The 19,065-nt window shown below is 75.0% G+C and carries 15 protein-coding genes; 8 read left to right on the forward strand and 7 right to left on the reverse strand.

The window, feature by feature from the left end; translation table 11 throughout:
* Nucleotides 1-156 precede the first annotated feature (156 nt).
* Both DEJ23_RS15045 and DEJ23_RS15050 read left to right on the forward strand, forming a co-directional pair.
* Nucleotides 157-3,024 carry a glycosyltransferase family 2 protein gene (locus tag DEJ23_RS15045; RefSeq protein WP_146240327.1) on the forward strand — a complete coding sequence of 956 codons (2,868 nt, stop codon included), beginning with the start codon at nucleotides 157-159 and terminating at the stop codon, nucleotides 3,022-3,024.
* Nucleotides 3,021-4,424, forward strand: a complete 1,404-nt coding sequence (locus DEJ23_RS15050; protein WP_111241049.1) for a DUF5719 family protein — start codon at nucleotides 3,021-3,023, stop codon at nucleotides 4,422-4,424. The genes DEJ23_RS15045 and DEJ23_RS15050 overlap by 4 nt, the downstream gene beginning before the upstream one ends.
* A gap of 16 nt (nucleotides 4,425-4,440) precedes the next feature.
* Here DEJ23_RS15050 and DEJ23_RS15055 read toward each other — a convergent pair whose 3' ends face one another.
* A complete protein-coding gene (locus DEJ23_RS15055; RefSeq protein WP_111241050.1) occupies nucleotides 4,441-4,881 on the reverse strand; it encodes a metallopeptidase family protein in 441 nt (146 codons plus the stop codon).
* A gap of 77 nt (nucleotides 4,882-4,958) precedes the next feature.
* On the opposite strand from DEJ23_RS15055, the gene DEJ23_RS15060 reads away from it, so the two are divergent.
* Together DEJ23_RS15060 and ahcY are read left to right on the forward strand one after the other, a co-directional pair.
* The gene (locus DEJ23_RS15060; protein ID WP_111241051.1) at nucleotides 4,959-5,174 is read left to right on the forward strand and encodes a DUF3499 family protein; all 216 of its coding nucleotides are present in this window, start codon (nucleotides 4,959-4,961) and stop codon (nucleotides 5,172-5,174) included.
* Between the two features lie 53 nt (nucleotides 5,175-5,227).
* On the forward strand, nucleotides 5,228-6,706 hold the full coding sequence (ahcY, locus tag DEJ23_RS15065) for an adenosylhomocysteinase (RefSeq protein WP_111241052.1): 1,479 nt from the start codon (nucleotides 5,228-5,230) through the stop codon (nucleotides 6,704-6,706).
* Nucleotides 6,707-6,773: 67 nt separating this feature from the next.
* On the opposite strand, the gene DEJ23_RS15070 is transcribed toward ahcY, so the two are convergent.
* Nucleotides 6,774-7,643 carry an RDD family protein gene (locus DEJ23_RS15070; RefSeq protein ID WP_111241053.1) on the reverse strand — a complete coding sequence of 290 codons (870 nt, stop codon included), beginning with the start codon at nucleotides 7,641-7,643 and terminating at the stop codon, nucleotides 6,774-6,776.
* A gap of 77 nt (nucleotides 7,644-7,720) precedes the next feature.
* Between DEJ23_RS15070 and DEJ23_RS15075 the strand changes: the two genes are divergently transcribed.
* Nucleotides 7,721-8,716, forward strand: a complete 996-nt coding sequence (locus DEJ23_RS15075; RefSeq protein WP_111241054.1) for a stage II sporulation protein M — start codon at nucleotides 7,721-7,723, stop codon at nucleotides 8,714-8,716.
* 45 nt (nucleotides 8,717-8,761) lie between these two features.
* On the opposite strand, the gene DEJ23_RS15080 is transcribed toward DEJ23_RS15075, so the two are convergent.
* The 5 genes from DEJ23_RS15080 to DEJ23_RS15105 are packed head-to-tail and all read right to left on the reverse strand — an operon-like array spanning nucleotide 8,762 to nucleotide 14,667.
* Nucleotides 8,762-10,132 carry a DUF58 domain-containing protein gene (locus DEJ23_RS15080; protein WP_111241055.1) on the reverse strand — a complete coding sequence of 457 codons (1,371 nt, stop codon included), beginning with the start codon at nucleotides 10,130-10,132 and terminating at the stop codon, nucleotides 8,762-8,764.
* Nucleotides 10,132-11,151, reverse strand: coding sequence for an AAA family ATPase (locus DEJ23_RS15085; protein WP_375342284.1), 1,020 nt, complete (start codon nucleotides 11,149-11,151; stop codon nucleotides 10,132-10,134). The genes DEJ23_RS15080 and DEJ23_RS15085 overlap by 1 nt, the downstream gene beginning before the upstream one ends.
* Entirely contained in the window at nucleotides 11,148-12,644 is a 1,497-nt protein-coding gene (locus DEJ23_RS15090; protein WP_111241056.1) for a DUF4350 domain-containing protein, read from the reverse strand. The genes DEJ23_RS15085 and DEJ23_RS15090 overlap by 4 nt, the downstream gene beginning before the upstream one ends.
* Complete coding sequence (locus DEJ23_RS15095) at nucleotides 12,641-13,282, reverse strand: DUF4129 domain-containing protein (RefSeq protein ID WP_111241057.1); 642 nt, start codon at nucleotides 13,280-13,282, stop codon at nucleotides 12,641-12,643. Before DEJ23_RS15095 ends, DEJ23_RS15090 begins: the two co-directional genes overlap by 4 nt.
* Nucleotides 13,279-14,667, reverse strand: coding sequence for a glycerophosphoryl diester phosphodiesterase membrane domain-containing protein (locus DEJ23_RS15105; RefSeq protein ID WP_181429291.1), 1,389 nt, complete (start codon nucleotides 14,665-14,667; stop codon nucleotides 13,279-13,281). Before DEJ23_RS15105 ends, DEJ23_RS15095 begins: the two co-directional genes overlap by 4 nt.
* Before the next feature lie 148 nt (nucleotides 14,668-14,815).
* On the opposite strand from DEJ23_RS15105, the gene mtrA reads away from it, so the two are divergent.
* From mtrA to DEJ23_RS15120, 3 genes are read left to right on the forward strand one after another with little or no spacing between them, the layout of a single operon-like run.
* Nucleotides 14,816-15,490, forward strand: coding sequence for an MtrAB system response regulator MtrA (gene mtrA / locus DEJ23_RS15110; RefSeq protein ID WP_111241061.1), 675 nt, complete (start codon nucleotides 14,816-14,818; stop codon nucleotides 15,488-15,490).
* 5 nt (nucleotides 15,491-15,495) lie between these two features.
* The gene (gene mtrB, locus DEJ23_RS15115) at nucleotides 15,496-17,205 is read left to right on the forward strand and encodes an MtrAB system histidine kinase MtrB (RefSeq protein ID WP_111241058.1); all 1,710 of its coding nucleotides are present in this window, start codon (nucleotides 15,496-15,498) and stop codon (nucleotides 17,203-17,205) included.
* On the forward strand, nucleotides 17,205-18,884 hold the full coding sequence (locus tag DEJ23_RS15120) for an LpqB family beta-propeller domain-containing protein (RefSeq protein WP_111241059.1): 1,680 nt from the start codon (nucleotides 17,205-17,207) through the stop codon (nucleotides 18,882-18,884). Before mtrB ends, DEJ23_RS15120 begins: the two co-directional genes overlap by 1 nt.
* Nucleotides 18,885-19,065: the final 181 nt, after the last annotated feature.

Here is a 19,065-nt window from a genome sequence, read left to right on the forward strand (position 1 = left end):
GAGCTTCCGGCGCTCGCGCTCCGAGAGCCCGCCCGCCGCGGGGGAGGCACGACCCGCCCCCGCCACCGCGCTCGCGGTTGATGGTGCCCACAGGTTCACGGCACGCCGCCGTCGCGGACGGGAGCCGCGCCTCCAGACCGTAGAGTGACGCGCGTCATGCAGTCCAGTCCCGCGCAGCCCCGGTCCGCCCAGCCCCGCGTCACCGCGGTCCTCGTGACCGCGAACGGCGGCGAGCACCTCGACCGGACCCTGGACGCCCTCGTCGCCCAGACCCGGCACCCCGACAACCTCGTGGTCGTCGACGTCGGCTCGTCGGACGGCTCGACGTCGGACATCCCGCTCGGCGGATCCGCCGGACTCGTCCGCCTGCCCGCCGGCCGCCCCTTCGGTGAAGCGGTCGCGGCGGGGGAGCGCGAGGCCCCGTCCGCCGACCCGGACGATCCCGCCGACGAGTGGCTCTGGCTGCTGGGTCACGACAACGCGCCCGCACCGACCGCCCTGGCCGAGATGCTCTCCGCCGTGGAGATCGCGCCCTCGGTCGCGGTCGCCGGGCCGAAGCTCGTGTCGACGGACGACCCGTCGCTCATCCGCGCCCTCGGCGAGAGCACGACGCGCTTCGGCCGCTCGCTCACCCTCGTGCAGGACGAACTCGACCAGGGCCAGCACGACCGGCACACCGACGTGATGGGCGTCGCTGCCGGCGGCATGCTCGTCCGGCGCTCGGTGTGGCGCGACCTGGGCGGGTTCGACCCGGCGCTCCCGGACGTCGACGCCGCCCTCGACCTCTGCATCCGCGCCCGACTCGCCGGGCACCGCGTCGCCGTCGTGCCCGAGGCCCGGGTGACGAGCGCCGGACCCATCGAGGAGTTCGGTCGCAAGCGCGTCCCCGAGGCCCGCCGGGTGCGCCTCCACCGCCAGGCGGAGCTGCACCGGCGCCTGACGTACGCCCCGGCCGGGCTGCTCTGGCTCCACTGGCTGCTGCTCGTGCCGTCCGCGGTGGTCCGCGCCGTCGGACACCTCGTGGCGAAGCACCCGGCCGCCGTGACGGGTGAGCTCGCCGCGGCGATCGCGGTGGCCTTCGGTGGCGGCGTCCGGCGCGCACGGAAGAACGCCGCGAGGACCCGCCGCGTCGGCTGGGCGGCGATCGAGCCCCTGCGGGTGAGCTGGCGTCGCGTGCACGAGCGGCGGACCACCTCGCGCGACGTCGAGCTCGCGCGGGTCGAGGACGCGCCGATCGCGCGTGCGTCGTTCCTCGGGGACGGCGGCGTGTGGGTGGTCCTCGCAGCAGCGGTCCTCAGCGTCGTGACGCTGTCGCCGCTGCTCGGCAGCCCCGCGGTCACGGGCGGTGGGCTCCTGCCCCTCAGCACCTCGGTCGGGCGGCTCTGGCAGAACGTCGGGTACGGCTGGCACTCGATCGGTACCGGGTCCACCGGACCGAGCGACCCGTTCGCCGCGGTGCTCGCGGTGCTGGGATCGATCACGTTCTGGTCGCCGTCGACCTCGGTGGTCGTCGTGCTCCTGCTGGCGTTCCCGCTCGCCGCGCTCGGCGCCTGGTTCGCGGTCCGCAAGGTCACCACCCGAACCTGGGTGCCCGTCGTCGGTGCCGCGCTGTACACGATCGCCCCCGCGCTCGTCGGGGCCGTGACGACCGGGCACCTCGGCGCCGTGGTCGCCCACGTGCTCCTGCCCTGGCTGCTGCTCGCCGTGCTCGAGGCGCACCGCTCGTGGGCGTGGGCGTCCGGGGCGTCGCTGCTCTTCGCGGTGGTGGCGGCATCGGCACCGTCGCTGCTGCCCGTGCTCCTGGTCGGCTGGGTCGTCGCACTCGTGGTCGGGTGGCGCCGCGCGCACCGTCGCGTGTTCATCCCGGTGCCGGCCGCCGTGCTGTTCCTGCCCCTCGTGCTCGCGCAGGTCGCCCGGGGCAACCCGCTCGCCGTGTTCGCCGACCCGGGCGTGCCGTCCGCGACCCGCGCCCCGTCGGCGCTGCAGCTCGCGATCGGGCAGCCCCTGCCGGACTGGAGCGGGTGGCTGCCCGCGACCTCGCCGCTGGGACTCGCGGCCGTCGTGCTCCCGGTCGCGATGGCCGTCCTCGCCGTCCCGGTCGCACTGCTCGCGATCGGTGCGCTGCTCGGGCACCGTTGGGCGGTCGCCGGCTCCGCGCTCCTGCTGGCACTGCTCGGCTACGCCACCGCCTTCGCGGCGACCCACGTCACGGTCACCGGCGTCGGCTCGACGACGACCATCGTCTGGCCCGGCAGCGCGCTGTCCGTGATGTGGCTGGGCATCGTGCTCGCCGCGTGCATCGGCACGGACGTCCTACCGCGGCTCGCCCCGGTCGCCGGCCTCGTCGCGGCGGTGTTCGCCGGCGTGGCGGTCGCGCCCGCGTTCGCCGCGTCCACCCTCGGCGAGACCCACCTCCAGCCGACCAGCGGCAGGGTGCTCAGCGCCTACGTGAACGCCGAGGCGCAGGCGAACCCCGACGTCGGCACGCTCGTCGTCGATCCCCAGACGGACGGGTCGCTGGCGGTCTCGCTCGAGCGCGGGCAGGGCTCGACGCTCGACGACCAGACGACCCTCGACTCGACCGCGCTCCGCCTCAGCCGCTCGGGGACGCAGCTGGCGACCCTCGCCGGCAACCTCGCGAGCCGCAGCGGGTACGACCCGGAGCCCGCGCTCCGGGAGCTGGGCATCTCGTTCGTCCTGCTCGACGACGCCCCGGACGACGACGCCGCGCGCGCCGTGCACGACCGGGCGTCGGGTGCGATCGGGCAGGACGCCCGCTTCACGAGCATCGGGGAGACCGCCACCGGCCGGCTGTTCCACTACGAGGGCGACGTCGACCGGGTCGCGACCGGGTCCGCCGCGACGCAGGCGACGCACGTGCTGTACCTCGTCGTGCTGGGCGTCGTGTTCGGTGCCGCCGCACTGCTCGCCGTCCCGACGGCACCGCGGCGTCGCCGTGCCACCTCGAACGTCATCGAGGCCGAGGAACCCGCCACCACCTTCGACGAGGAGCGCGACGAATGAGGACCACCCCTGGCTCCGTCCGACGCTGGGCCGTCCGCGGCACCGCGACCGCGGTGGCCGTGGTCGTCGCCGCGGGTGCCGTGACCGCGGCGCACGCGATCGGCACCGGGAGCAGCCCGGCGCGTCCCGCCGGTCGGACGGTCACCCCCGTGCCGGCCGACGCCGAGCGCGTGTGCGCCGGCAACGCGCTGCGCCTGTCCGACGAGTCGGGCAACGACGCGACGACGGCGAGCACCGTCGGGTCGTCGGAGGTCGCCACCGCGACGACCGGGTCCCGGGTCGACCGGTCCACGCTGCAGCCGTCGTCGACGGGCGGCAGCGACCCGCAACTCCTCACCGCACCGGCGGGGGAGACCACCCCGCAGGTCGCCGGCAGCACCTCGCAGAGCGTGTCCACCGGGGACCTGGTCGGCTTCGCCGCCGCGTCCTGCGACGACCCGGCGCAGTCGACGTGGCTGGTGGGCGGTTCGACGGAGACCGGCCGGACGAGCCTGGTCACCCTGTCGAACCCGACGGACGTCAACGCCACGGTCGACCTCGCGGTCTACGACGCGTCCGGCACGGTGACGGCCCCCGGCACGACCGGCATCGTCGTCGCGCCGAACACGCAGAAGGTGGTGCCGCTGTCGGGGTTCGTCTCCGACCAGGGCTCCACCGTCGTGCACGTGACCTCGTCCGGGGGGCAGATCGTCGCCCACATGCAGGAGACCATCGTCCGGACGCTGACGCCCGGCGGGTACGACGTCGTCTCGGGCGGCGCGGCCCCGTCACGCACCCAGATCGTCCCGGCGGTCGTCCTCCGCGACGCGCAGGAGGCGCAACGCGGGGACGACGCGGCGGACGCGGCCCCCGTGCTGCGCCTGTTCGTGCCGGGGGAGCGCGCAGCCCGCGTGACGGTGGGGATCACCACCGCGGACGGCGGCGGGACGACGGTGAACGCCACGGCCGAGCCGGGGGTCGTCACGGACGTGGCGCTCGACGACTTCCCCGACGGGCGGTACTCGTTCACGGTGACCGCGACCGAGCCGGTCGTCGCCGGCGCGCGCACCACCGTGCCGACGGACGACGGCCGCACCGACGTCGGTTGGTTCGCGTCCGCGGAGGCACTCGGCGACGAGGCGGTCACCGCGGTGGCGCCCGGGGGCGCCCCCAAGCTCAGCCTGGTGAACCCCACGCGTTCGGACGCGACGGTGACCATCCGCTCCGGGGACCGCGAGCAGGAGGTCGACGTCACGTCGGGCGCGACGGCGACCGTGGAGGTGCCGGTGTCCGCGCAGCTGGTCCTGTCGGGTGCCGAGGGGCTCGTCGCCGGCGTCAGCTACGCCGGGGACGACGGTGTCGCCGGCTTCCCCGTGCGGCCGGAGACCGAGGTCTCGACGCCGCTGCGCGTCTACCCCTGACGGGAGCCGTCCGCGCTCACCAGTGGCGGTACCGGTCCGGCGCCAGGTCCCAGGGGTCCTTGTCGAGCAACTCGCCGACCGCCCGGAACACCGCCGTCTCCACGACCACCCGGCGGTCCGTGTCGTCCTTCTCCGGGCTCCGCGTGACCCGCTCGACCGGGATCCGGAACAGGGTCACGCGACGCGCCTCCCGCTCCACCCGCCAGCGCGGCAGGCGGTCCGGCAGCGTCTGGTCCGTCGGCATGTCCGCGACCTGGAACACCACGCCGGCGAGTTCGTCCGGCCAGAGCCCGACCAGGTAGTGGGCGGTGTCCCCGACGATCCGGTCGAAGGTCTCGGCGCGCGTGATCACCGGCGCGAGGTCGGGTCCGGTCACGCTCGACCGGCCACCGCGTCCGTGCCGGGAACGGCCCCGGGCGCGGTCGACGGGGGTGACGAGACGAGGCTTCCGACGCATCCCGCCATGGTACGCGGCACGGTCGGGTCGCCTCGCGGCGCGCCCCGCGACGGGCGACCGGTAGGGTCGGTGCCGGTATGGACGTACGGATCTGCAGCAAGGTCGCCTGTGGCGCGAGCGCGTCGGCGACCCTGACCTACGACTACGCCGACTCGATGGTCGTCGTCGGTCCGCTGTCCACCCGGGTCGAGCCGCACGGGTACGACCTGTGCGCGCGTCACGCTGCTCGCCTCCGGGTCCCGCGCGGCTGGGACGTCGTGCGGCGCGAGCCGCTGCGGCGCGACGCGGACTGAGCCCCGGCGACGTCCGCCGGTGTCCGCGCCTCCGGGCGTGCCAGACTGGCGACATGCCGTCCGAGACCCGTACCGCAGCACCGTTCCGCGTCGCCGACCTCGCCCTCGCCGAGGCGGGCCGCCACCAGATCCGCCTCGCCGAGAACGAGATGCCGGGCCTGATGTCCCTGCGCGAGGAGTTCGGCGCGTCGCAGCCGCTCGCCGGTGCGCGCATCGCCGGCTCCCTGCACATGACGGTCCAGACCGCCGTGCTCATCGAGACCCTCGTCGCACTCGGCGCACGGGTCCGCTGGGCGAGCTGCAACATCTTCTCGACCCAGGACGAGGCCGCCGCCGCGGTCGCGGTCGGCCCGACGGGGACGCCGGACGCCCCCGCCGGCGTCCCGGTGTTCGCGTGGAAGGGCGAGACGCTCGAGGAGTACTGGTGGTGCACGAACCAGGTCTTCGACTGGTCGGCCGAGGCCACGGCGGCGGGCGCGGACTGGACCGGCCCGAACCTGATCCTCGACGACGGCGGCGACGCCACCATGCTGCTGCACACCGGTGCCGACGCCGAGGCAGCGGGCCGGGCGCCCGAGGCCGGGGCGGACGCGAGCGCGGAGTGGCGGATCGTGCTGGCGACCGTCGCCGCGTCCCTCGAGCAGTCGAGCGACCGCTGGACCCGCATCGCCGCCGACGTCCGGGGCGTCACGGAGGAGACCACCACCGGCGTGCACCGCCTGTACGAGCTGGCCCGCAAGGGTGAGCTGCGCTTCCCGGCGATCAACGTGAACGACTCGGTCACCAAGTCGAAGTTCGACAACAAGTACGGCATCCGCCACTCGCTGCCCGACGGCCTCAACCGCGCCACCGACGTGCTGATCGGCGGCAAGGTCGCCTTCGTCGTCGGCTACGGCGACGTGGGCAAGGGCGCCGCCGAGGCCCTCCGCGGTCAGGGCGCACGGGTGATCGTGTCCGAGGTCGACCCGATCTGCGCGCTGCAGGCCGCGATGGACGGGTACCAGGTCGCTCGGCTCGCGGACGTCGCCGACCAGGTCGACATCGTGGTCACGTGCACGGGCAACCTCGGCGTCGTGGGCGTCGAGGAGATGCTCGCGCTGAAGCACCTCGCGGTCGTCGCGAACGTCGGGCACTTCGACAACGAGATCGACATGGCGGGGCTCGAGGCGCTCGAGGGCGCCGAGAAGGTCGAGATCAAGCCGCAGGTGCACGAGTGGTGCCTGCCGAACGGCCGCTCGATCCTGGTGCTGAGCGAGGGACGCCTCATGAACCTCGGCAACGCCACCGGCCACCCCTCGTTCGTGATGAGCAACTCGTTCACCAACCAGGTCCTGGCCCAGATCGAGCTGCACACCCGGCGCGAGGAGTACCCGACGGGCGTGTACGTGCTGCCGAAGCACCTCGACGAGAAGGTCGCGCGCCTGCACCTCGCCGCCCTCGGCGTGCAGCTGACCGCGCTCCGACCGGAACAGGCGGCGTACATCGGCGTGCCCGTCGAGGGACCGTACAAGCCGGAGCACTACCGCTACTGACCCCGCCCGCCGCCCAACGTCCGCCGCAGACGCCCGGCGCACGGCGGCACCGCGGGCCGACGACGGCTCAGCGTGGGAAGCCCGGCGGTCGCGCCGTCGCGACCGCCGCGGCACGGTCGAGCAACGCCGCCCGGGTACGGAGCGCCCGCTCGTCGCGACCCCGGCGGAGCACGACGACCCCGGCCAGGAAGACCTCGGCGGGGACGGGCGGCACCGGGTGCACGTACGGCACGACCTCGGCCGCGAGTCGGTGCGCCGCCGCCCCCCTGGCGTCCGGCAGCATCTCCGCCGCACCCCGGAAGAACGCGCCGAGCCGGTTCTCGAGCCGTTGCGGCAGCGCCGACACGTCGGCCGTGGTCGCCCATCCGGCGAGCTCGACGGGCAGCAGCACCTCGGCGGCCCGCACCCGCGCCGCGCGCTCGTGCTGCACGACGGTGCCGGCGAGCAGGTCACCGAGGCGACGGGGGCGTGGCCCGACGAGCGCGACGACCAGCGCGATCGACCCGAGCGACCCCCACAGCTCGAGCAGCCCGACGAGCGCACGGGTGAAGGCGTGCCGGAAGGCCACCGCCCCGCCGTCGGTCCGCACCACCCGGGTGCCGGTCGCGTACCGTCCGACGCTCTTGCCGCGTGTCACGGTCTCGACCGCGGCGGGCACGAGCACGAGCACGAGCACGGTGAGCGCGATCGACAGCGCCGCCGCCCACGCCGGGTCGACGTCCGACGGCCACAGCCGGGACAGGCCGAACAGGAGCATGAGGTACAGGACGACGAGGCACGCGGCGTCGAGCAGTGCTGCGGCCAGGCGCAGGGCGATGCCGGCGGGCTCGACGTCGAGCGCGACGGCTTCGCCGACGACGAGTTCATCGGCGGTCTCGTCGAGGTCCCGGACGAACCGGGCGTCGGCGAGGTCACGCGGCGCGCGGGGCTTCGACATGGGATCATTCTGACGGAGACCGGCCCGGTCGGCCCGGACGGGTCCGGCTCCGGACGGACGAGCACGGGGGAGACGACGTGGACCTGGACGCCTACGACGACGTGCACCGCGCGCGCTGGCAGGAGCTCGACCGGCTCGCTCGGCGGCGTCCCCGCTCCGGTGACGACGTCGACCGGCTCGTGGCCGGCTACCAGGAGGCGGCCACGGACCTCGCACGGATCCGCGGTGCCGCCGCGCGCACCTCGACCGGGGACCGGCTCTCGCTGACGCTCTTCCGCGCGCGCCTCCGCTTCACCGGTACCCCGGTCGACCCGCTGACGGCCGTCACCGGCTTCTTCGTCCTGCAGCTGCCGGCGGCGCTCTGGCGCATCCGGTGGCTGACGCTGTGGGTCGCCGCGGCCACCGCCCTCGTCGCCGCCGTCGTCGCCGTCTGGATCAGCACGACCCCGGGGGCGCTCGAGACCTTCGGGACGCCCGGCTCACTCCGCCGCTACGCCACCGAGGACTTCCAGGCGTACTACTCCGACCACGGCCTGGGCGCCTTCACCGCCCAGGTCTGGACGAACAACGCGTACATCGCGGCGTCGATGGTGGCGTTCGGGATCACCGGCCTGTTCGTGCCGGTCGCGATCGGCGGCAACGCGATCAACCTCGGCGTCTCGGCTGCGATCATGCACTCCGAGGGTCGGCTCGGCGACTTCTTCCTGTGGATCGCCCCGCACGGCCAGCTCGAGCTCTGGTCGGTCTTCGCAGCCGGAGCCGCCGGACTCCTGATCGCCTGGTCGTGGATCGCTCCCGGCGACCGCACCCGCGCGCAGGCCCTGGCCGAGGACGGACGCGCACTCATCACGGTCGCGATCGGCCTCGCGTGCACGTTGCTCCTCTCCGGGATCGTCGAGGGCGTGGTCACCCGTCAGGACTGGCCGTGGCCGGTCAAGATCGGGATCGGCACGGTCGCCCTGGCCGCGGTGCTCTGGTACCAGTGGGTGCTCGGCGGTCGCGCTGCCCGCGCCGGGCAGCGCGGTGACCTCGAGGAGTTCGAGCGGGGCGCGTCCGCCATCGTCGCCGGCTGACGGACGTCGGCCGCCCCACCGGGGCCGGCCCGTGCCTCCCGGCCGTCAGAGGCGACCCGTGGCCTTCGCGCGGATGTAGGCGTCGGCGACCAGCGGGGGGACGTCCGCGGGCACCCCGCGGACGACCTCGGCCCCCGCGCGTCTCGCGACGTCGGCGACGCCGTCGGCGTCGAGCAGCGTGCGTTCCGCGGCGGCGCGTCGGTACACGTCGCCCCGCGGACCGGCCGGGAGGCCCGCCCCGCCACCGCCACGACGCCACCGCGGGCGCGCGGGCGGCTCGTTCCCCGCGGCCGGCTCCGCCGCACCGCGCGCCGCCAGGGCGACGGCCGGGTCGTCCACCCCGGTGACGACGACGGCGTGCCGGCGCGCCAGGCGAGGCAGCACGGCGAGCAGGTCACCGGACGCGCCGACCGACTCGAGCCCCGACAGCAGCACGACGAGCGCGCGCGAGGTCGTGATGCCGTCGACGACCGCGGGCACGGCGTCCCAGTCGGTCGCGGCGAGCGCGGGCTCCGCGGTCGCGAGCGCCTCGCCGAACCGCCGCACGACGTCCGTGCGACCGGCTCCGTGCACCCGCGCGCGCACCGCGTCGTCGAGCACGACCAGGTCGACGCGGTCCCCGGCCGCCGCCGCGAGGGCGCCGAGCAGCAGGGCGGACTCGATGAACGTGTCCAGACGCGGCTCGTCCTCGACCCGTCCGGCGCCGGAACGTCCCGCGTCCACGACCACGACCACGCGCCGGTCACGCTCCGGCCGCCAGGTGCGCACGACCAGGTCCTGCCGTCGGGCGGTGGCACGCCAGTCGATCGAGCGGACGTCGTCGCCCCGCACGTAGTCGCGGAGCGAGTCGAACTCGGTGCCGTGGCCGCGCAGCTGGAGCGTCGTCTCGCCGTCGAGTTCGCGGAGCCGGGCGAGGCGTGAGGGCAGGTGGCGTCGGGAGCGGAACGGCGGCGTGACGACGAGCTGCGCCGGCGCGTCGAGGACCCGCTGGCGCGCGGCGAGGCCGAGCGGGCCGAACGCCCGCACGGCGATCCCGGCGGTCGAGCGTCGACCCCGGCGGAACGGGGCGAACCGCACCCGGGCGACGCGGCGTTCCCCGGCCGGCACGTCCACGCGGAAGCGGCGTGGCGCGTGGCCGGCAGAGGGCTCCCACATGTCACGCACGAGGCCACGCAACCGCCGCGGTCCGTCGTTCGCCAGGACGACGGAGCCGTCAGCGACGGCGTCACGTCGGGCGAGACGGGGCATGCGGCGCTCGACGCGGACCGCCGTCGGGTCGGCGGCGAGCACGAGGTCGAGGACGGCACCGAGCACGACGACACCGACCCACGCGAGCCCGGCCCACCCGGAGCCGAGGAGCACCGTGGGCACGACCGCGACGGCGAGCAGCGCGACGAAGCGTCCGGAGACGGCCACTAGATCGGCACCCGCACCTGCTCGAGCACCTGCTGCAGGACACCGTCGGCACCGACGCCCTCGAGCTCGGCGTCCGCCGCGACCCGCAGGCGGTGCCGCCAGACCGGCACGAGCATCGCCTGCACGTGGTCCGGCGTGATCGCGTCGTACCCCGTGAGCCACGCCCAGGCCTTCGCCGCTGCGAGCAGCGCCGTCGCGCCACGCGGGCTCACCCCCACGCGCACGGACGGCGCCTGCCGGGTGGCGCGCGCGAGGTCGACGACGTACGCCAGCACGTCGTCACGGGCCCCGACCGTGCGGACGGCGCGCTGCGCGGCGCGGACCTCGTCCACGCCGAGCACGGGCGAGACGCCGGCGGAGCGGACGTCCCGGGGCACGAACCCGTCCGCGTGGCGCCGGAGGACCTGCCACTCGACGTCCCGGGGCGGCACGTCGAGCACCAGCTTCATGAGGAAGCGGTCGAGCTGCGCCTCCGGCAGCGTGTACGTGCCCTCGAACTCGATCGGGTTCATCGTCGCGGCGACGAAGAACGGGTCGGGGAGGGGTCGGGCAGCGCCGTCGACGCTCACCTGCCGTTCCTCCATCGCCTCGAGCAGCGCGGACTGCGTCTTCGGCGGCGTGCGGTTCACCTCGTCGGCGAGCAGCACGTTCGTGAACACGGGGCCCTCGCGGAAGGGGAAGGTGCCGGTCGAGGCGTCGTGGACCAGGGACCCGGTCACGTCGCCCGGCATGAGGTCCGGCGTGAACTGGATCCGCTTCGTGTCGAGCGACATCGCGGCGGCGAGGCTCCGGACGAGCAGGGTCTTCGCGACGCCGGGCACGCCCTCGAGGAGCACGTGGCCCTGCGCGAGGATGCCGACGATCATCCCGGAGACCGCGCCCTCCTGGCCGACGACCGCCTTGCCGACCTCGGCGCGCAGGCGGCCGAACGCGTCGCGGAGTCCGTCGGACCCGGTGTGGGTGCGGTCGGACGCCGACCCGGGATCGGAGGTGCCGCTGGTGGTGGCGGGATCGGTCACGAGTCTGCTCCTCGGTGCTGGTCGGATCGGTGCTGGTCGGGTCGGTGCTGGTCGGGGCGGTGCTGGTCGGGACGGTGCTGGTCGTCGTGCCGCTGGTCGGCACGCTGGTGGTCCGGCGCTCGCTGGTCGGCACGCCCCTGGTCGGTCGGCTGGGGCGGACGCCGCCCGTCCACGACGTGGCGCTCCGGACGCCCGCGTCCCGACGACGGGGCGCGGCGCCGTGCCGGAGCGCCCCCGGTGGCGACGCGGACCGCCTCCTCGACGGCGTCGATCGCCTCGGCACCGGCGACGAGCGCCCGGTCGTCCGGGACCGGACCGCCGACGAGCACGGCGCCCAGGTACCGGTCCGACAGCCCCGTGGCGGTCGCGGCGGCACGGACGACCTGGTCGACGTGGGCCGAGCGGGGGAGCCCGAGTCGTCGGGCGGTGCGGCGGAGGGCGGCGATCCGCAGCGTGTCGAGCGCGTGCGTGCGGTCCGCCGCGCGCGCGTACAGGCGCGCACGCCCCTCGGTCGTCTCGGCCGCGCGGACGACCACGGGCAGCTGCTCGACGACGAGCGGACCGAGCCGGCGACCCCGCCACACGGCGGCGGCGACCGCCACGAGGCCGAGGATCCCGAGCAGGCTCGGCACCCAGGGCGGCGCGAGGGTGCCGAGTGTCGGCGCGGCGTCGGGGGACCCGGGGGTCGGGACGTACCAGGTCAGTGCACCGGATCCGTCCGACGGGGTCTCGAGCAGCCCGAGCGCGAGGGCTGCGTTGCCCGCCGTCGTGATCGTGTCGTTGCGGAACGCGGCCGTCGTGCCGACGAGCGTGACGTCGCCCGCCGGGGTCGCGGCCCGGACCAGTCCCCATGCGCGGTCGGGGCCGGATCCGCTCGGGGCGCAGAGGACGAGGCCGGCATCGGTGTCGCCGGCTTCCGGCGCGTACGCCGTGCCGTCCGCGGAGACCCGACGTGCCGCCGCGGCCGCGGGGATCCCACAGGAGGCGGTCGACACCGTGTCGCCGTCCTGCACCTCTCCCGCCGGGGCGAGACGGATCCCGAACGCGTCGAGCACGCGCGGGTCGTCGCTGACGAGCACGACGTGGGCGACGGTGCGGGCGAGCCGACGCGCGACGGCGGGGTCGAGGACACCGGCCGTGTCGGCGACGAACACGGTGTCCCCGGCCGCCCCGTCGGTCGGCAGTCGGTCGGCCTCGTGGACCACGGCGACCGGGGTGCCCTGCTGCTCGAGCACGCGGACGAGCGCCCGGGACCCGCTGTTCGTCGTGGAGTCCGGGTCGAGCGGCGCGGGCGCGCTGCGCTGGTCGCCCTGCACCAGGGCGGTCAGTGCCGCCAGGACGAGCGCGACCGCGACGACGAGGACCCACGTCGCGGCGCGCCGGGGTCGCGGACCGGGAGCGCCGACACGGCGGCCGCGCGCGGTGCCGCCGGCGCGGTCCTGTCCGACGGCGGCGTCCTGTCCGACGGGGTGCGGCGGCACGACGGTGCTCACGCCGGTACCGCCGGGCGGTCCTGGCGGACGGGCCGGGTCGAGCGGAGGACCCGCTCGGTGTCGAGCACGGCGCGGGCGGTGTGCTCGTCGGCGTCGACGCCCAGGTACCGGACGGCGTCGAACGCGGCGGCGGCATCGGTCAGCCGGTCCGCCAGGTCGGGGAACGAGGGCGTCGCCCGGGCGGCGATGGTCCGTGCGGTCGTGCCGGGGACGTCGGGCACGAGGTCGCGCTCGCCGAGGCCGCGGGCGACGGCCCGGTACCCGTCGAGGACCGCGGACGACCAGTCACCCGCCCGGAGGGCTGCCCGTGCGGCGTCGGCGATGTCGCGGGCCGGACGCAGGTCGTCGTCGTCGAACACCGCGCCGGACCCGGCCGCCGCCGTGCGGGCGCGGCGGCGGGGGAGCCCACGGGAGACGACCACGAGCACGACGACGGCGACGAGCACGACCACGGCGACCCACAGGAGCGTCTGCGCGAACGCGGGGGAGCCGAAGCCGTCACCGCCACGCAGCGAGGCCAACCAGTCCAGGACCGCGCGCGACGCCCGGTCCCACCACGTCGGGCGTGCTCCGTCGTAGGCACGCTGCTCGAGCTCGCGCTCGAGCAGGCGCCGTGCCTCGTCCGGGTCGACGCTCACGGCCGTCCGTCCGGGGTGCCGCCCCCGCCGGGCGGCTGCTGCCACTGCGGCGGCTGCGGCGGCTGCGGCGGCTGCGGTGGCCACTGGCCGTGCTGCGGCGGCTGCGGCCACTGTCCCTGTTGCGGCCACTGGCCCTGCGGCGGCCACGTCTGCCGGGGCGGCCACGGCCGGCGCTGCTCCGGGGGCAGCGGATCGGTCGGCGCGAAGGGGTCGCTCGGCTGCCCGGTCTCCAGGTGCGCGGCGATCCGCTGGTCGAGCCCCTCGGTCCGGATGCGGCGATCGATCGCCAGGAAGGTCACGATGGAGGCGCTCAGCACGTCGACCACGCACTGCACCGCGACGACCAGCAGACTGCCGAGGACCAGCGCGACGATCCCGGCGACCCCGGTGCCCGACGCGAGACCGGTCTGGCCGAGCGGGTCGAAGGCGCCACCGACGAGCGCGATGCCGATGCCGAGCGGGAACGACGCGATCGACGCCGCGACCCCGAACACGGCCTGCACGAGCAGGATGATGCCGAAGGTCCGCCAGAACGCGCCGCGGGTGAGCCGCCACGACTGCGCGGCCGCGGAGAAGACCGGACGGCCCTCGAGCGCGATGGTCGGCACCGTGAAGGCGAACTTGGTGCCGAGCCAGACGGCCAGGGCGACGAACACCGCGACGAGCAGGAAGCCACCGAGCAGGAACCCGGCGATGGACGCGTCGCTCGCCGCGAGTGCCGCGACGAGACCGAAGAGGACCGCGATCCCGACCACCCCCACCAACAGGGCCGCGGCGCCCTGCAGTGCGATCCACGCGACCACCGAGCGGCGGCGGCCGGCCAGGAGCGACCAGAGGCCCCCGAAGGTGGCGCGTCGGCCGAGCACCCGCTGCCCGGTGTCCACCGCGACCGGCGCGACCAGGAAGCCGCGCGCGAGCCCGGCGAGCACGGGCAGCACGACCGAGAGCACCAGCCAGGCGGTCGCGGACCCGGCGAAGACCGCGCCGGCGTCGGCGCTGCCGTCCGCCACGGACAGGGTGCGTTCCTGGATCACGCGCTGACCGAAGGTGCTGACCAGGGTCGAGACGAGCCCGAGCACGCCGCTGAGCAGGAGGCTCCAGAGCAGCAGGACCCGCGGGTTGCGGCGGAACACGGCGAACGCGCCGGCGAGCACGTCCCCGAGTCCGAGCGGCCGGAGCGGGACGACCGGCCGCTGCGGCGGCCGTGGGGGCCGGCCGCCGGGACCGCCACCGTGCGGCTGCCCGCCGGACGCCTGCGCGCTCGGCCAGGCGGCAGGGGGTCGCGCAGCCGACCACCCGCCCGTCGGCTGCTGCGTGGACGGGTGTGACGGGCCTCCCGGCCGGTCGTCGCCCCCGTGCTGACCCGGAACCTGCCAGTCGGACATCGCCGCCCCCTCGTGGTGCACTCGTCGCGCAGCGGAACGCGCGACCGGTCCCATCATGTCGCAAGATCCCCGCTCGACGGGCGCTCGGCTATCGTGACTCGTGGGTGCCGGTCCGGCACCCACCGCCCGCCACACGGAGTCCATGCACATGACACCGCGCATCCTCGTCGTCGACGACGACCAGGCCCTCGCCGAGATGATCGGCATCGTCCTCCGTTCCGAGGGCTACGAGCCGGAGTTCAGCGCCGACGGCAACGACGCCGTCGAGGCGTTCCACGGGACGAAGCCCGACCTGGTGCTCCTCGACGTCATGCTCCCCGGCATCGACGGCATCGAGGTCTGCAAGCGCATCCGTGCCGAGAGCGGCACCCCGATCATCATGCTGACGGCGAAGGGGGACACGGCCGACGTCGTCGCCGGCCTCGAGAACGGCGCGGACGACTACGTCGTGAAGCCGTTCAACCCGAAGGAGCTCGTCGCGCGCATCAAGACGCGGCTCCGTCCGACCGCCACCGACGCCACGGTGCTGCACGCCGGCGACCTGACCGTCGACGTCGCCGCGCACGAGGTCCGCCGCGGCGACACCGTCATCGCCCTCACCCCGCTCGAGTTCGACCTGCTCCGCGCGCTCGCCGAGAAGCCCAACCAGGTGTTCACGCGCGAGATGCTGCTCGACCAGGTGTGGGGCTACCACTACAAGGCGGACACCCGCCTCGTGAACGTCCACGTGCAGCGACTGCGCGCCAAGATCGAGCACGACCCGGACAACCCGCGGATCGTGACCACCGTGCGCGGCGTCGGCTACCGGGCCGGAGGAGCCTGAGCACCGTGTCGCCGGCTGCCCCGGGCGGCCGCCCGGTCCCGCGACCGGCCGGGCGTGACCCCTTCGGACGCGGTCGCGCCGCCCGTGTCCGGCGTCGGCTCCGGCGCTGGGTCCGGCGTGGTTGGCACGCCGTCGCCTGGCTCTGGCGTCGGTCGCTCATGGTGCGCTCCGTCGCCATCACGGTCGCGACGAGCGGTCTGGCCGTCGCGGTCATCGGCACCGCGGTCATGATCAGCATCTCGAACAACGTCTACGCCCAACGACGGGACCAGATCGAGGCCGAGTCGGCACGGGCCACGGTCGTCGCGCAGGGGATCTTCGACGCGGCGACCGCGGCCGAGGACAACAACCAGACCGAGCTCGAGACGCTGCAGAGCGAGGCGCAGGAAGCCATCCTGTCGAACACGACGAGCCCGGGCGGCACGAGCATCGCGATCGAGCGGTCCCCGGGGCAGTCGAGTCCGCAGACGCTGCAGAACCTGGCCAGCCAGGACTTCCCGGACGCCGTCATCACCGACGCGCTGCGCCGCGAGGTCGGGAAGGACTCGGGGCGGCTCAGCATGCAGCCCGTGCAGCTCGACGACGGCGGCCGCCGTGAGCCCGGCCTGGCCGTCGGCTCCGTGCTGCAGATCCCGAGCGCGGGCCAGTACGAGCTGTACATCGTCTACGACCTCTCCGACGCGCAGCAGACGCTCGACTTCGTCTCGCAGACGCTCTCGATCGGCGGCGTCGCGCTCATCGTGCTGATCGCCCTGGTCACGTCGCTCGTGGTGCGGCTCGTCGTCGTGCCGATCCGCGGAGCCGCCGAGACGAGCCGCAAGATCGCCGCGGGCCGGCTGGACGAACGCATCCCGGTCCGCGGACACGACGACATCGCCATCCTCGCCCGCAGCTTCAACGACATGGCGGACGCCGTCAGCCGACAGATCACGCAGCTCGCCGAGCTCTCCCGCGTGCAGCAGCGCTTCGTCTCCGACGTCTCGCACGAGCTCCGCACGCCGCTCACCACGATCCGGCTCGCCGGCGACATGCTCTACGACTCCAGACACGCCTTCGAACCGTCGGTCGGCCGCTCCGCAGAACTCCTGCACACGCAGGTCGAGCGCTTCGAACTGCTGCTCGCCGACCTGCTGGAGATCTCCCGTTACGACGCCCAGGCCGTGCAGCTCGACACCGAGCCCGTCGTGCCGGCATCGCTCGCCGCGGACATCGTCGAGGAGTTCCGGCCGCTCGCCGAGCGTGCGGACATCGACCTGCAGCTCGTCACCCCCGGCGGGCACACCACCATGCAGCTCGACGCCAAGCGCATCCGCCGCATCCTCCGGAACCTGGTCGGCAACGCCATCGAGCACGGCGACGCGAAGCCCGTGCAGGTCGTCGTCGACAGCGACGCCCGCAGCGTCGCGATCGCGGTCCGCGACCAGGGCGTGGGCATGCCGCCGGAGGACGCCGCGCGCGTGTTCGACCGGTTCTGGCGAGCAGACCCCAGTCGCAAGCGCACCATCGGCGGGACCGGGCTCGGGCTGGCGATCTCGCTCGGCGACGCGCACCTCCACGGCGGCCGCATCGACGTGTGGTCCCGGCCGGGCGAGGGTTCGACCTTCGTCCTCACCCTGCCCCGCGGCGAGGCGCTCGGCACCGCCACGTCCGCCATCCCACTGCCCGAGCTCGACGAGGCGTACGACGGGCCCCGCGCCGTCAGGGAGGAGAACTGATGCGCAGCAGGATCCGGACCGTGGTGGCGACGGCGATCGCCGCCCTCACCGTCTTCGCGACGGCGGCGTGCGCGGCGATCCCGACCGACGGTGCGGTCCGCTCCGGGCAGTCGATCGAGGACGAGTCGCTCTCCGGCGTCGACTTCCGACCCGACCGGCCGGTCCCCGGCGCCGACCAGACGGCGATCCTCCGCGGCTTCGTCGCCGCCGGCACCGGTGCCCAGGACGACTACGGGATCGCCCGGGAGTTCCTGGCGGAGGGCTTCGCCCAGGAGTGGAACCCGCGCCGGGGCGTCACGGTGCTGCAGGGGAGCACGACCGTGGACCGCGTCGCCGACCGGGAGCTGACGTACACGCTCACGGCGAGCGCCACCGTCGACGCCGACGGCGAGTACACGCAGGCGGTGCGGCCGACCACCTCGACCCTGACGTTCCAGTTCGTCCGCGAGGACGGCGAGTGGCGCATCGCGTACGCCCCGGACGGCATCATCCTCACCCCGGTCGTCTTCGAGTCGGTGTTCGAGCAGCGGGCGCTGTACTTCTTCGACCCGACGTACCGGTACCTCGTGCCCGACGAGCGCTGGTTCCTCGCCCGCTCCTCGACGAGCACCCGGATCGCCAGCGCACTGCTGGCCGGGCCGTCCGACTGGCTGGAGGGTGCCGTGGTGTCCGCCTTCCCCGAGGGCACGCAGCTCTCCCTCAACGCGGTCACCGTCGAGAACGGTACGGCGCTCGTCGACCTGTCGAGCGACGCCCTCCGCGCGAGCACCGACGACCGACGGCGGATGCGGGAACAGCTGACGCGCTCGCTCGCCTCGGTGGCGTCGGTGTCCTCGGTGTCGATCACGATCGAGGGCGCGACCTTCACCGACCCCGAGCAGGGCGGCACCTCGGCACAGCTCAACCCCGACGTGGACCCCAGGCCCCTCGTGGCCCGTGGCGACCAGGTCGGTCTCGCCACGACGAACGGCAAGGTCGCGGCGCTCGAGGACGACCTCGGCGAGACCGTGGCGTCGCTGGACCCCACCGCGTTCTCGCTGTCGGCGTCCGGCACCGTCGCCGCGGTCGGGAACGACAGCGGTGTCGTCGTGGCGCGTGGCCCGGACGCCCTGCGCATCGACGCGTCGGATGGCCTCGTCGCACCGTCGATCGACGACCTCGGCTTCGTCTGGGTCGGGCGGGCGGGCGACACCCGGCGCGTCACCGCCTACGGACTCGGCGGTGACCCGCACCAGGTCGCGACGACCCTGCCGCGCGGCACCCTCGTCTCGTTCCAGGTGTCGCGCGACTCGACGCGCGCGCTCGCACTCATCCAGACCTCCGACGGGCCGGCGCTCTACGTCATGGCGGTCCTCCGCGGCAGCGACCGGACCCCGAGCACGCTCGGCCCGCCGGTGCGCGTGCAGGCCGCGAGCGGCAGGGCGGTCAGCGCGGCGTGGGTGAACGACAGCGACGTGGTGTCGGTCGGGCAGACGGACTCGGGACCCGAGGTCGTCCGCTCGACGGTGGGTGGCCGGTCCGCCACGCTGCCGAAGCCGGACGGCACGGCGACCACCGTCGTCGGCGGGAGCGGCGGGTCGATCCTGCTGCGGATGTCCGACCGGTCGGTGCTGCAGTCGACCGGCGGCCGGTGGGACACGACGGGCGTCTCCGCGGACGTGCTCGGCACCCAGCGCTGAGGGGCCCGTCCGCCGCGGCGTGCGCCGGACCGTCCGCCGCGGCATGCGCCGGGCCGTCCCTGCACGGTGCGGTCGACGGGGAGGCTCTCCACAGTCCGCGCCGTCGGCCCGTTCGGCCGGGCGTCCGCCCCCGACCATGGGGGTATGTCCCGACCTCCGACGCCGGTCCCCGCCACCACCC

Source organism: Curtobacterium sp. MCSS17_008 (assembly GCF_003234185.1).
Classification (GTDB): Bacteria; Actinomycetota; Actinomycetes; order Actinomycetales; family Microbacteriaceae; genus Curtobacterium.

Coding starts and splice junctions, on each gene's coding strand:
- DEJ23_RS15045 (WP_146240327.1), top strand. CDS start 157: ATGCAGTCCAGTCCCGCGCAGCCCCGGTCCGCCCAGCCCCGCGTCACC.
- DEJ23_RS15050 (WP_111241049.1), top strand. CDS start 3,021: ATGAGGACCACCCCTGGCTCCGTCCGACGCTGGGCCGTCCGCGGCACC.
- DEJ23_RS15055 (WP_111241050.1), bottom strand. CDS start 4,881: ATGCGTCGGAAGCCTCGTCTCGTCACCCCCGTCGACCGCGCCCGGGGC.
- DEJ23_RS15060 (WP_111241051.1), top strand. CDS start 4,959: ATGGACGTACGGATCTGCAGCAAGGTCGCCTGTGGCGCGAGCGCGTCG.
- ahcY (WP_111241052.1), top strand. CDS start 5,228: ATGCCGTCCGAGACCCGTACCGCAGCACCGTTCCGCGTCGCCGACCTC.
- DEJ23_RS15070 (WP_111241053.1), bottom strand. CDS start 7,643: ATGTCGAAGCCCCGCGCGCCGCGTGACCTCGCCGACGCCCGGTTCGTC.
- DEJ23_RS15105 (WP_181429291.1), bottom strand. CDS start 14,667: ATGTCCGACTGGCAGGTTCCGGGTCAGCACGGGGGCGACGACCGGCCG.
- mtrA (WP_111241061.1), top strand. CDS start 14,816: ATGACACCGCGCATCCTCGTCGTCGACGACGACCAGGCCCTCGCCGAG.
- DEJ23_RS15120 (WP_111241059.1), top strand. CDS start 17,205: ATGCGCAGCAGGATCCGGACCGTGGTGGCGACGGCGATCGCCGCCCTC.